9 protein-coding genes are annotated in these 13,504 nt (G+C 68.1%); 1 reads left to right on the forward strand and 8 read right to left on the reverse strand.

Annotation, left to right across the window (positions count from 1 at the left end; translation table 11 throughout):
* On the reverse strand, positions 1-543 hold a 543-nt coding region (locus CDN38_RS31685; protein ID WP_180276288.1), incomplete at its 3' end, for a PE family protein.
* A gap of 1,089 nt (positions 544-1,632) precedes the next feature.
* Between CDN38_RS31685 and CDN38_RS04795 the strand changes: the two genes are divergently transcribed.
* On the forward strand, positions 1,633-3,354 hold the full coding sequence (locus CDN38_RS04795; RefSeq protein WP_075511438.1) for a DEAD/DEAH box helicase: 1,722 nt from the start codon (positions 1,633-1,635) through the stop codon (positions 3,352-3,354).
* A 12-nt stretch (positions 3,355-3,366) separates the two neighbouring features.
* Here the strand turns inward: CDN38_RS04795 and CDN38_RS04800 are convergent, their stop codons facing one another.
* From CDN38_RS04800 to CDN38_RS04830, 7 genes are all read right to left on the reverse strand, one after another.
* Positions 3,367-5,814, reverse strand: a complete 2,448-nt coding sequence (locus tag CDN38_RS04800; RefSeq protein ID WP_075511437.1) for a [protein-PII] uridylyltransferase — start codon at positions 5,812-5,814, stop codon at positions 3,367-3,369.
* 51 nt (positions 5,815-5,865) lie between these two features.
* Positions 5,866-6,204: a nitrogen regulatory protein P-II gene (gene glnB / locus CDN38_RS04805; protein ID WP_023372285.1), complete on the reverse strand. Its 339-nt coding sequence runs from the start codon at positions 6,202-6,204 to the stop codon at positions 5,866-5,868.
* Positions 6,201-7,634, reverse strand: coding sequence for an ammonium transporter (locus tag CDN38_RS04810; protein ID WP_099318822.1), 1,434 nt, complete (start codon positions 7,632-7,634; stop codon positions 6,201-6,203). Before CDN38_RS04810 ends, glnB begins: the two co-directional genes overlap by 4 nt.
* Before the next feature lie 142 nt (positions 7,635-7,776).
* The gene (ftsY, locus tag CDN38_RS04815) at positions 7,777-9,066 is read right to left on the reverse strand and encodes a signal recognition particle-docking protein FtsY (RefSeq protein WP_075511436.1); all 1,290 of its coding nucleotides are present in this window, start codon (positions 9,064-9,066) and stop codon (positions 7,777-7,779) included.
* A gap of 73 nt (positions 9,067-9,139) precedes the next feature.
* Positions 9,140-12,754 carry a chromosome segregation protein SMC gene (gene smc / locus CDN38_RS04820; protein ID WP_075511435.1) on the reverse strand — a complete coding sequence of 1,205 codons (3,615 nt, stop codon included), beginning with the start codon at positions 12,752-12,754 and terminating at the stop codon, positions 9,140-9,142.
* Positions 12,755-12,765: 11 nt separating this feature from the next.
* The gene (locus CDN38_RS04825; RefSeq protein WP_075511434.1) at positions 12,766-13,047 is read right to left on the reverse strand and encodes an acylphosphatase; all 282 of its coding nucleotides are present in this window, start codon (positions 13,045-13,047) and stop codon (positions 12,766-12,768) included.
* Positions 13,034-13,447 (reverse strand): OsmC family protein, encoded by a 414-nt coding sequence (locus CDN38_RS04830; protein WP_075511433.1) that lies wholly within the window; start codon positions 13,445-13,447, stop codon positions 13,034-13,036. Before CDN38_RS04830 ends, CDN38_RS04825 begins: the two co-directional genes overlap by 14 nt.
* Positions 13,448-13,504: the final 57 nt, after the last annotated feature.

Genomic DNA, 13,504 nt, shown 5'->3' on the forward strand with positions numbered 1-13,504 from the left:
GCCGCCCACACCGGACGTGCCGGCCCCGCCGGCACCACCGGCACCGAACAGACCCGAACTCCCGCCCTGTCCACCGGCCTGCCCGGCTGCCCCGGCCGCACCGTCACCGCCGTTGCCGACCAAGAACCCGCCCGGCGCACCCGGCTGCCCCGGCAATGCGCCGTTGGCGCCGTTGCCGATCAACGGGCGCTGGAACAAATAAAGGGTGGGCGCATTGATTGCGGCGAGAAGGTCTTGCTCGAGGACCTGCAGCGGCGACGCATTAGCCGCCTCGGTCATCGCGTACAACAAACCCCCGCCGCTCAACAGCTGGACGAATTGCTCATGAAACAGCGCGGTCTGCGCGCTGACCGCCTGAAACCCTTGCCCCAAATCGCTAAACACCGCCGCGATCGCCACCGACACCTCATCGCCGGCCGCGGGCAGCAGCTGCGTCGTCCCGACCGCTGCCGCAGCGTTAGCCGCTCTGAGTGTCGAGCCAAGGCTGTTCAGATCCGCGGCCGCCGCCGCTGTCGTCTCGGGGGCTATTGCTACGTACGACATCGGCGGATTTCCTTTACCTCAGCAATATCATCCGCACCATTACGGTGGGGCAAGCACACTTTGGGCGTAGCGTACAGCTACCTATCGCAATTTGGGAAGGCTTTGTTAATACTTTTTCGCGAAGATTTAAGCCGCCATCGATGCTGTTGGATCACACGGACCAGGTGACGGATACATCGCGGCGACAGCGAACTCTGGTGCGTGCCGACCGCAGTGAGCTGATCTCGTGGTGATGACAACGAACTGCGCTTTTTCACAAGACCTTTCAGGTGTTACCTGTGTGGGATCACCATGTGCTTCTCCGACCTACACTTTATTGCGCAACAGCATATGTCGACCGCGGTACGGACGTGGGCACTTTGTCAACATCAATGACAACGACCACCAGTCATAAAGGGCCCATCATTGCAATGTAAAGTATTTGTACGGCGCTCATTAAAGCTGAACTTTTGTACTATTTGTCTACGTACGGCGCTCTACTTGACATCGTCCCGTAGCTCGTAAATACGCCAGAATTAGTAGTTAGCTACTAGCTAGCCGTGGGTTAGTCCAGGGTTAGCCCCAAAGGCTCGGGACTGCTGCCGTCGGGGTGATTAACGCGGAATCCGCGGTGGCCGGCGGTATCGCCCCGATGGCAACGGCCGCGACGACCGCCGCGACGGACAACGCGCGCATCACGGAGGCCGATTTTCGCCGGTTATTCGTCTTCGCACCAGGATCTTCGGACGGGGCCCGGGTGCCCGGCAACCGGGCTCCCGCCAGCCTTCACACCGACACACGCTTCAGAGATGTGGACGCGAAACCTCTCACCAGCGCAGCGGTCGGCCCGAGGAACGCGGCGAGCTGATCCGGAAGTGACCCCATGTCGCGACTGCACCGAAAAGCGTTGCCATGCTAGATTTCACACTCGCCGCCCAGCCGCATTGACCCGACCCGGAAGACTTTCGTCGCGCCCGCCGGTGTGCCGACAACGGCTCCCCGCGTGTTGTGCCGCAACATGCCACCACGTCGGGGTGGGCGTGCGGAGCCATGTGACGGCGTGAACGTGAACCGCCACGCGCGGGTGAGCATCCGGGGGGGCAGTGTTCGATGCAGCAGGTCAGTCACTCCGACGGCGAAAGCAGTCGGCCGTTGCGGGGCTGGCAGCGCCGGGCAATCGTGAAGTACCTGGCCGCCCAGCCGCGGGATTTTCTGGCCGTGGCCACCCCCGGATCGGGCAAGACGACGTTCGCCCTGCGGATCGCGGCCGAATTGCTGAGCCATCGGGCGGTCGAGCAGCTCACCGTCGTGGTGCCCACCGAACATCTGAAGATCCAGTGGGCACGGGCCGCGGGACGGCACGGGCTGGCCCTGGATCCCAGGTTCACCAACTCCAACCCCCGGACCTCACCGGAGTACCACGGGGTCGTCGTCACCTACGCCCAGGTCGCTGCGCATCCGACGCTGCACCGGGTGCGCACCGAACAACGCAAGACCCTGGTCGTTTTCGACGAGATCCACCACGGCGGCGACGCCAAGACCTGGGGCGACGCGATTCGCGAATCCTTCGGCGACGCCACGCGCCGTCTCGGCCTGACGGGCACACCGTTCCGCAGTGACGACAGCCCGATCCCGTTCGTCAGCTACGCGCCCGACGGGGACGGCGTGCTGCGTTCCCAAGCCGACCACACCTACGGCTATGCCGAAGCCCTTGCCGACGGCGTGGTCCGGCCGGTGGTGTTCCTTGCCTACTCCGGGCAGGCGCGCTGGCGCGACAGCGCCGGCGACGAGCATGAGGCGCGCCTGGGTGAGCCGTTGTCGGCCGAGCAGACCGCACGGGCCTGGCGCACGGCGCTGGACCCTGCCGGCGAGTGGATGCCGGCGGTCATCACGGCCGCCGATCAGCGGCTGCGTCAGCTGCGCGCCCAGGTGCCCGACGCCGGCGGCATGATCATCGCCTCGGACCGGACGGCGGCCCGAGCCTATGCCGGGTTGCTGACCAAGCTGACGTCCGAAGCGCCCACCGTCGTCTTGTCCGACGATCCCGGATCCTCCTCCCGCATTACGGAATTCGCCTCCAACACCAGCCGGTGGCTGGTCGCCGTGCGGATGGTTTCCGAAGGTGTCGACGTGCCTCGCCTGTCGGTGGGCATCTATGCCACCGGCGCCTCGACGCCGCTGTTCTTCGCGCAGGCGGTTGGCCGGTTCGTGCGGTCACGTCGACCCGGCGAAACCGCGAGCATCTTCTTGCCGTCGGTTCCCAGCCTGCTGCAGCTGGCCAGCGAGCTGGAGGCCCAGCGCAACCACGTGCTGGGCAAGCCGCACCGGGAATCCGGCGACGATCCGCTCACCGGTGATCCCGCCACCAGGAAACAAACCGAACCGGGCGAAACCGGCTTCACCGCACTGGGAGCCGACGCCGAATTGGATCAGGTCATCTTCGACGGATCGTCGTTCGGCACCGCCACTCCGGCGGGAAGCGACGAGGAGGCCGACTACCTCGGCATCCCCGGGCTGCTCGACGCGGAGCAGATGCGCGCGCTGCTGCACCGCCGCCAAGACGAGCAGCTGCAAAGGCGGGCCCGGCGTCAGCACGGGGCCGCGCAATCAGTCCCCGCCCAGCCAACCACCACCCACGGCCAACTCCGCGAGCTGCGCCGCGAGCTCAACAGCCTGGTGGCGATAGCTCATCACCGCACCGGCCGGCCGCACGGCTGGATCCACAACGAACTTCGCCGCCGCTGCGGCGGCCCGCCGATCGCCGCGGCAACCCGCGAGCAGCTCAAGGCGCGCATCGAAGCCTTGCGCCAGTTGAACTCCGAGCGGGCTTGACCGGGGGGCGGGTCAATCGCCGACGGGCTCGTCGACCAGCACGTCGGCGGGGGTACCCAGCACCGCCGACAGCTGCTGCTCGACCGCGGCGGGTATGTCGGACTCTCCGGGAACCGTCACGCAGAAAACGTCGGCCGCGGTCGACCCGAACGTGTTGACCTTGGCCCACCGGATATCTGCGCCCGCGCGCTCCAGAGCGTGCGTAAGCAGCGCGAGCAATCCCGGTCTGTCCATGGCACGAACCTCCAGGATCAGCTGACGGGAGCTGGCAGATTCCAGCCACAGGATGCGCGGCGGCGCGGCCGAACGCGTGACCGGCACTCCGGCCACCACTTCACCGGCTCGCTCGGATGCGGAACTGCTGGCCTCGCTGTCCCGCTTTTCCACCATGGCCAGGACGTCGACGTCGCCGCCGAGGGCACCGACGAACTGCTGGCGCAACAGTTCGGCCGCCGGCGGCGAACCGAACAGCGGGGACACCACGAATTCAGTGATCGCAACGCCGTCGTGGCTGTTGACCGCCGCCGAATGGACGCCCAGCGAATTCAGCGCCAGCACGGCAGCGGCTTTGGAGACCAATCCCGGCTGGTCCGGGGCGACCATCACCACCTGGTACATCCGCGCGCTGTCACCGGGCGCGATCTCCACGTGCACGCCGTGATCGGTGGCCAGCGAAAGATAGTGCGGGGCAAGGGGCTTCGCCTGCGGCAGGGCCTCACCAGCCATCACCATCCGGCAGCGTGACACCAGTTTGTCGACCAGCGACGCCTTCCAGTCGCTCCACACCCCCGGGCCGGTGGCCTTCGAGTCGGCTTCCGTCAGAGCGTGGAGCACCTCGAGTAATTGCGGGTCCCCGCCCAGGGCCTCGGATACGCCCTCGATGGTCTTCGGGTCGTTCAAGTCGCTGCGGGTGGCTACGACGGGTAGCAGCAGGTGATAACGGACCAACTTCGAGAGCACATCGACGTCCGTGGACGGCAGACCCAGCCGCTCGCCGATCTGCATGACCATTTCGGAGCCGAGGACACTGTGGTCGGCGCCCCTGCCCTTCCCGATGTCGTGCAGCAGTGCACCAAGCGCCAGCAAATCGGGTCGAGCCACTCGGGTGGCCAGCGGCGCGGCATGGATGGCGGTCTCGATCACATGACGGTCCACGGTCCATTTGTGGGCGACATCGCGGGGCGGGAGGTCGCGAATACTGCCCCATTCCGGCAACAATCGGCCCCACAACCCGGTGCGGTCGAGCGCTTCGATAGTCCCCACCGCGGTGGGGCCGGCCAGCAGCACCACCAGCAGGTCGTCCAATACCTCACGCGGCCAGGGCGTCGGCAGCTCCGGAGTGCAGGTGGCCAGTCGGCTCAAGGTCGCGGCGCCGATGGGCAGTCCGGTGTCGGCCGCGGCGGCGGCCACTCGCAGCGTCAGTCCGGCATCGCGTTCGGGTTGAGCGTCACGGGCGAGCACGATTTCGCTGGCGTACTCGACGACGCCCTCGTCCAGCGGTCGCCGCTTCGGCCGGTGCCGTAATGCCGAGATGCCCCGCCGCGGCAACGCGTTGGCGGCGGTGCGCAGCCCGGTTTCGGATTGGTAGGCGATGGTGCGGCCGGCGCCGGACAGCATCCGGGCCAGGTCGAAGCGGTCGCCGAAATGCAGGGCCGCGCTGATGTCGTCGGCGTGCTGGGCCAGCAGCAGATCGTGTCCGCGGCCCGATACCCGGTGCAGTTCGGTGCGCACGTTGAGCAGCGTGAGGTAGGCGTCGTCCAGCGAACCTACCGGCAGGCCCGGAGCGGCCATGCCGTGGCGGTCGATGAGCTGGGCTATCGCCAGCGCGTTGAGCAATTGCACGTCGCGAAGGCCACCGCGACCCGATTTGAGGTCGGGTTCGGCGCGGTGGGCGATGCGACCGTAACGCAACCAACGGTCATGCGTTATTTCGACGAGTTCGTCCATGCGCGAACGTATTCCGCTGCGCCATTGCCGCCGCACGCCTTCAATCAACCCGTCCGAAAGTCGCTTGTCGCCGGCGATGTGACGGGCTTCCAGCATGCCCAGGGCGGCCACCAGGTCGGAAGTGGCCACGCCCAGCGCGTCGGGAACGGTTCGCACGCTGTGGTCGAGCCGAATGTTGGCGTCCCACAACGGGTACCACAGCTTGTCGGCGACCTCTCCGAGCACCTCGGCAGGCTTGCCGTCGTGCACCAGCAGCAGGTCCAGGTCGGAATGCGGCAGCAGTTCGCGTCGGCCCAGCCCGCCGACCCCGACGATCGCGAAGCCGCTGTCGTCGGTGATCCCGATTTCTGCGGCCTTGGCGATCAGCCAGGACTCGTGCAGCTCCAGCCAGGCCTGTCGCAGCTCCGCAGGATGCGGTGCCCGCTGGTCGTCGGACAGCAATTGGCGCCGTGCGGCAACCAAATCGCTTGCCGGACAGGTGGTTACGGCCTGGTCGCGCTGGTCGGGGGTCATACCGGGTCGGACCGACGCGTCCCAGAACGGTTCAGCAATGCGCGGCGACTCTCACAGCGCGTCCGGTCCGCGTTCACCGGTGCGTACCCGCACGATGGTGTCCACGGGGCTGACCCACACCTTGCCGTCGCCGATCTTGCCGGTGCGCGCCGCCCGCACGATGCTGTCGACGACCTTGTCGACAATGGAATCGTCGACGACGACTTCGACCCGGACCTTGGGCACGAAATCGACCGAGTATTCGGCGCCCCGGTAGACCTCGGTGTGGCCCTTCTGCCGTCCATAGCCCTGGATTTCGCTGACGGTCATCCCCAGGACGCCGGCGTCCTCGAGGCTGGCCTTGACGTCGTCGAGGGTGAACGGCTTGACGATCGCGGTGATCAGCTTCATCTCGGCTCCGCCTCCACTTTCTCGCTCACTCGCTCTTCCTGGCCGTTAGGCGAACCCAGCGCCGGGCCGGAACGGGGAAGAACCGAACCGCTGGTGACCGCGAAATCATAGCCGCTCTCGGCGTGCTCAGCCTCGTCGATGCCCGCATATTCTGCCTCCGCACCCAGCCGCAGCCCAATGGTGTACTTCAGGATAAGAGCCAAGATAAGCGTGACGACGCCAGAGTAGACCAGAACGCTGAACGCTCCGACCGCTTGGCGTTCCAACTGGGCGAACCCGCCGCCGTAGAACAACCCCTTCGACACCCCGGCCACGCCGTTGATGGCCACGCTCTCGGGAGCGGCCAGCAGACCGATCAGCAACGTGCCCACCAGACCGCCGACCAGGTGTACCCCGACCACGTCCAGCGAGTCGTCGAAGCCCAGCTTGAATTTCAGGCCGACCGCCAGCGCACACAGCACACCGGCCACCACGCCGACCACCAACGCGCCGAACACGTTGACCGACGAACAGGACGGGGTGATGGCGACCAGTCCGGCGACAATGCCCGAGGCCGCGCCCAGCGTCGTGGCCTTGCCGTCGCGGATGCGTTCGGTCAGCAGCCAGCCCAGCATGGCCGCGGCGGTGGCGACGGTGGTGGTGATGAACGTCGACCCGGCGGCGCCGTTGGAGCTGGTGGCCGACCCGGCGTTGAACCCGTACCAGCCGAACCACAGCAACCCGGCCCCGAGCATCACGAACGGCAGGTTGTGCGGCCGGAACAGTGTCGTGGGCCAGCCCTTGCGCTTGCCCAGCACGATCGCCAGCATCAGGCCGGCCACACCGGCGTTGATATGGACCGCGGTGCCCCCGGCGAAGTCAATGGCGTGCAGCTTGTTGGCGATCCAGCCGCCGTGCGCGGAGGCGAACTTGTCGAACGCGAAGACCCAATGCGCCACCGGGAAGTAGACAAAGGTCGCCCAGAGCCCGGCGAACGCCAGCCAGGCACCGAACTTGAGCCGGTCGGCGACCGCACCCGAGATCAAGGCAACCGTGATGATCGCGAACATCAGCTGGAATGCCACGAACACGGTGGCCGGCAGGGTGCCGGCCAATGGAATATTCACCGCCGCGGTTTGCGTCGCGGGATCGGCGGCCACCGCGTTGCCACCGATCAGGCCCTTCAGGCCCCAGTATTCGGTCGGGTTGCCGGCAATGTTGCCGACGTCGTCGCCGAACGCCATCGAGTAGCCGTAGAGCACCCAGAGCACGGTGACGACGCCCATCGCACTGACGCTCATCATGATCATGTTCAGCACGCTCTTGGCGCGCACCATGCCGCCGTAAAAGAAAGCCAGGCCCGGCGTCATCAACAGCACGAGGGCGGAACTCGCCAGCATCCAGGCCGTATCGCCGGTGTTGGGCACGCCCATGATCGGGAATTGGTCCACTCGCTATCACCTCCAGTCAGCGTTGGGAGGGCCCCAGGACTATGACTGGCGACCTGATCCAGAACCATGCGCAGTAGTTGTTGCGGCGATGGTGCGCTGATGTTTCGTGAGGATTAACGTAAAGCCTGCTGTGTAAGAGCTGCTAGCCGAGCAGGGCGTCGACGAAGGCGGCCGGTTCGAACGGCGCCAGGTCGTCGGGGCCTTCGCCGAGCCCGACCAGCTTGACCGGCACACCAAGCTCCTGTTGGACGCGGAAGACGATGCCGCCCTTGGCCGTTCCGTCCAGCTTGGTGAGCGCCACGCCGGTGATGTCGACGACTTCGGCGAAAACCCTGGCCTGCGCCAGTCCGTTCTGCCCGATCGTGGCATCGAGCACCAGCAGCACTTCGTCGACCGCCGCGCGGCGGGTGACCACGCGCTTGACCTTGCCGAGTTCGTCCATCAACCCGACCTTGGTGTGCAGCCGGCCGGCGGTGTCGATGAGCACGACGTCGGCGCCGTGGGCGATGCCCTTGTCGACGGCATCGAAGGCCACCGATGCCGGGTCGGCGCCTTCGGCCCCGCGCACCACCTCCGCACCCACCCGGGCCGCCCAGGTCTGCAGTTGATCGGCCGCCGCGGCCCGGAAGGTGTCGGCCGCGCCGAGCACGACGCGACGGCCGTCGGCCACCAGCACCCGCGCCAACTTACCGACGGTGGTGGTCTTTCCGGTGCCGTTGACACCCACGACCAGCAGCACCGAGGGATGGTCGGCGTGCGGCAGCGCCCGGATCGAGCGGTCCATGGCCGGCTGCAGTTCTTTGACGAGGACGTCTCGTAGCACGGCCCGGGCATCAGCCTCGGAACGCACATTGGCGCTGGCCAGCCGGCTGCGCAGCTGCGACACCACCGATGCCGTGACCACCGGGCCCAGGTCGGCGACCAGCAAGGTGTCCTCGACGTCCTGCCAGGAGTCCTCGTCCAGGTCGCCGCCGCCGAGCAAACCCAGCATGCTGCGGCCGAAGGCGTTCTGCGACTTGGCGAGCCGCCCGCGCAGCCGCTCCAACCGCCCTTCCGGCGGCTCGATCGCCTCGATTTCCGGCGCCACCGGCGGCGCAAAGGTCTCGGGTTCGGGCTCGACTTCGGGGAGATGGACATCGGAGATGGTGCGTTTGACCGCGTCGCGCGGGACGGTCGCATCGTCGCCGACTGCGGGTAGTCCGCTGGTGTCGATCCGATCGGCCGGTTCGACGGTCTCGACAGCCGACGGCGTCTGGCTGAAGGTGATGCCGGACGATGCGGTGTAGCCGCCCGAACGGTCGATTACGCCAGGCTTCGGCTGGGTCGACAGGCGGATCCGGCGACGGCGGTAGCGCACCAGGCCGATGACCAGCGCGGCGATGACGACCAGGGCGGTGACGACCGCAATGGCGATCCATAGACCTTCCGACACACTGACATCCTTCCAGGGGGACATCCCTCCAGGGGCTTACCGGGGCGCCCGGGCCCCACGCTACGGGTCACCGTCAAGAAGAATTGGCGACCAGCGCATCCAGCTGCTGACCCCGCATTCGCTGCGAGATCACGGCGGTGATGCCATCACCTTGCATGGTCACGCCGTAGAGGGCGTCCGCGACTTCCATCGTCGGCTTCTGGTGCGTGATGATGATGAGCTGAGACCGGTCGCGCAGTTGTTCGAACAGGCCGAGCAGCCGGCGCAGGTTGGTGTCGTCCAGAGCGGCCTCCACCTCGTCCATGATGTAGAACGGCGATGGGCGCGCCCGAAAGATCGCCACCAGCATCGCGACCGCGGTCAGCGCCTTCTCCCCACCCGACAGCAACGACAGCCGGGTGACCTTCTTACCCGGCGGACGGGCTTCCACTTCGATGCCGGTGGTCAGCATGTCGTCGGGCGCAGTCAGCCGTAGCCGGCCTTCGCCGCCGGGGAACAGCGAGCCGAAAACGACCCGGAATTCGCGTTCCACGTCGACGAACGCGTCGCTGAAAACCTGCAGGATGCGGGCGTCGACGTCGGCGACGACGTCAAGCAGGTCCTTGCGGGCGGCCTTGACGTCCTCGAGTTGGGTGGACAGGAAGTTGTAGCGCTCCTCCAGCGCCGCGAACTCCTCGAGGGCCAGCGGATTGACCCTGCCGAGTTCGGCCAGGTCACGCTCGGCGCGTTTGGCCCGGCGCTCCTGGGTAGCGCGGTCGAACGGCATCGGGGCGGGCGCGACCACCTGCTCGCCGCGTTCGCGGGCCTGCTCGAACTCGGCCATCTCCAGCTCGGTGGGTGGCAGCGGCACCTCGGGACCGTACTCGGCGATCAAATCGGCCGGCGCCATCCCGAACTGCTCCAGCACCATGTGTTCGAGCTGCTCGATTCGCATTGCCGCCTGGGCATCTGCCACCTCGTCACGGTGCAGCGAATCGGTCAGCTTCGCCACCCGCGCGCTCAACGTGTTGGTCTCTTCGCGAACCGCCGCCATGGCCGCCAACCGCTGCCGGCGTTCGGCGGCGAGCTCGTCACGAAGTTGCGACGCCGCGTCCACCACCCGGTTCAACCGCCACGCCAACAGCCGCCCGGATTCGGCGACGGCCGCGGCCACCGCGGCCGAGCGCAGGCGCGCTTCCAGCGCCTGCTGGGCCCGCAGCCGCGCCTCCCGTTCGGCCGCAGCCGCGCGGCGCAGCGAATCTGCCTTTCCCCGAACGACATTGGCGCGTTCCTCGGCGGTCCGCACCGCCAATCGCGCCTCCACTTCAACGGCCCGCGCACTGTCGGTCGCAGCCGCGATCGCCTGCCTGGCTGCTGCCGTGCTGGGCTCGGCCGCCTGCACGTGTTGGGTCTGTTGGGCGTTGCGCAGCCTGGTCTCGAGCTCGATGACCTCCTCGAGCGTCTGCGCCCGCCCGGCTTCCAGTTCCTCGCGCTGCCGCAGCAGCCTGGTCCACTCTTCCTCGGCCGCGCGCGCGTCCTGACCGAGCCGGCCCAGCTGCTCGTAGGTCGCCGAAATGGTGGCGTCGGATTCGTTGAGCGCGGCCAGCGCCTGGTCGGCCGAGTCCTGGCGAGCCGCTTGTTCGGTCAGTGCGCCGGACAGCGCCGCGCTGAGGTGAGCCACCTGCGCATCGGCCGCGGCCAGGTCGCTGCGGGCCTTGTCGATTTCGGAGGTGATCTCCAGCGTGCTTGGCTTGCGGTCGGACCCGCCGCTCACCCAGCCGGCTCCCACCAGGTCACCGTCCAGGGTGACGGCCCGCAGCTGGGGCCGAACCGCCACCAGATTCAGCGCTTCGGCCAGGTCGTTGACCACCGCGACGCCCGAAAGCATCGCGGTGATCGCCCCGCGCAATCGCGGCGGCGCCTCGATCAGGTCCAGTGCCCACCGCGCGCCGCCGGATAACTCCGGGGCCGGGTTGTCCGGGGCCGGCCAGTCACTCAACACCAGCGCCGCCCGGCCGCCGTCGGCCTCCTTGAGCGCGCTGACCGCGGCGCGAGCCGCGCCGGGGCCGTCGACGGCCAGCGCGTCGGCCGCGGCTCCCAGCACCGCTGCCAGTGCGGCCTCATAACCCGGGCGGACCTTGACGAGCTGGGCGATCGGCCCGAGAACTCCCGCGCCGCCATGGTTACGGGCAAGCCACGCCGCGCCGTCCTTGCGGTCCAGTCCCACCGAGAGGGCGTCGATGCGGGCCCGCAGCGACGCCACCCGGCGTTCGGCGTCACGTTCGGCGACCTGGAGTTCGGCCACCCGCTGGTCGGCGAGCCGCAAGGCGGCCACCGTCCGCTCGTGCTGCTCGTCCAGACCGACCTCGCCCTGGTCCAATTCGCCGACGCGGCCCTGCACGGCTTCGAATTCCGCGCGAGCCTGCTGGGCACGCGCGGCGGCCTCTTCGATCCGCTCGGACAGCCGCGTGACGCTGTCGTCGATCGACTCCACGCGTGCCCGCATGGTTTCCACCTGCCCGGCAAGCCGCGCCAGGCCCTCGCGCCGGTCGGCCTCCGCCCGCACCGCCGCCAGATGGGCGCGGTCGGCCTCGGCCGCTTGACGCTCCCGCTCGGCCAGCTCCGCGCGGGCGGCCTCCAGCCGGGTGCGCGCGGCGGCCAGCTCCGCCAACAGCTGCTGTTCGGCGGCGGCCACCTGCTCGGCCTCGGCTTCCAGCTCCTCGGGTTTCCTGGGGTCGGTGTCGGCGCTGGTCAACGGCTCGACGTCGAGATGCTGAGCGCGCTCGCTGGCGATGCGTACCGTCGCGCCCACCCGCTCGGCCAGGGCGGAAAGGCCGAACCAGGCGTGCTGTACCGCCTCGGCCCGTTGGGAGAGCTCGGTCAGCGCGGCCTCGTGCGCGGCCAGCTCCTCGGCAGCCACCCACAGCCGCACGGCGGCCTGGTCATGTTCGCGGCGCATCGCGTTCTCGGCGTCCAAGATCGCTGCGCGCTCGGCGCGCCGGCCGACCAGGTCGTCGGCGGCCAGCCGCAGCCGGGCGTCGCGCAGGTCGGCCTGGATGGTTGCCGCACGCCGGGCGACTTCGGCTTGCCGGCCCAGCGGCTTGAGCTGGCGCCGCAGCTCGGTGGTCAAATCGGTGAGCCGGGCCAGGTTCGCCGCCATCGCGTCCAGTTTGCGCAGCGCCTTCTCTTTGCGCTTGCGATGTTTGAGCACGCCCGCGGCTTCTTCGATGAAGGCCCGGCGCTCCTCGGGCCGCGACTGCAGGATCTCGTCGAGCTTGCCCTGCCCGACGATCACATGCATCTCGCGGCCGATGCCGGAGTCGCTCAACAGCTCCTGCACGTCCATCAAACGGCAACTGCTGCCGTTGATTTCGTATTCGCTCGCGCCGTCGCGAAACATCCGCCGGGTGATCGACACCTCGGTGTACTCGATCGGCAGCGCGTTGTCGGAGTTGTCGATGGTGACGGTGACTTCGGCCCGGCCCAGCGGGGCACGCGACGAGGTGCCGGCGAAGATGACGTCTTCCATCTTGCCGCCGCGCAGGGTCTTGGCCCCTTGCTCGCCCATCACCCACGCGAGCGCGTCGACCACGTTGGACTTGCCGGATCCGTTCGGGCCGACGACGGCGGTGATACCCGGCTCGAACCGCAGAGTCGTCGCCGCGGCGAAGGATTTGAAGCCCTTCAGCGTCAGACTCTTGAGGTACACGAGCAGCCAGATTACCGCTCGCTGAACCCGGCGATCCGCTCCGACGCCTCCGACCAGTCGGCGACCACCTTGTCAACGCGACCAGGGGTGGCGCGGCCCCGCAGCAGCCGCAGCAACTGCTCCCCGGACTCACGCGGCCCCTGGGCGACCACCAGCACGCGGCCGTCAGCCTGGTTGGCCGCGTAGCCGGTCAGGCCCAGCTCCAGCGCCCGGCAGCGGGTCCACCAGCGGAAACCGACGCCCTGGACCCGCCCGTGCACCCAGGCGGTCAGCCGCACCTCAGCAGCCGACATCGGCGACCTCGACGTTGACGGTGGTGCCCGACTTCAAGGTGCGCCCGACGGTGCACACCAGGTCGATGGCCCGGTCGACGACCAACAGCAGGCGCTCCTTCTCCTCGGCGGCCAGTCCCGACAGGTCGAGCTCCAGGGTTTCCTCGAGCAACGGATAGCGCTCCTGGTCACGGTCGGCCGCACCCGATACCTTGATCACCGCCTGGTAGTCGTCGCCCAGGCGACGGGCCAGCGGCTGATCACTGGACATGCCGCTGCAGGCGGCCAGCGCGATCTTCATCAGCTCACCGGGGGTGAACACCCCGTCGACGTCTTCGGAGCCCACGAGCACCTGCGCTCCGCGCGAGCTGTATCCCGTATAGCGGCGAGTGCCGGTGCGTTCGACCCACAGTTGCGTCATGGCTTCTTTGTACCGGTTGGTGACCGGGCGTCCTTGCGCCCAGTGACGCCGACCTCG

The organism is Mycobacterium ostraviense (genome assembly GCF_002705925.1).
GTDB lineage: Bacteria > Actinomycetota > Actinomycetes > Mycobacteriales > Mycobacteriaceae > Mycobacterium > Mycobacterium ostraviense.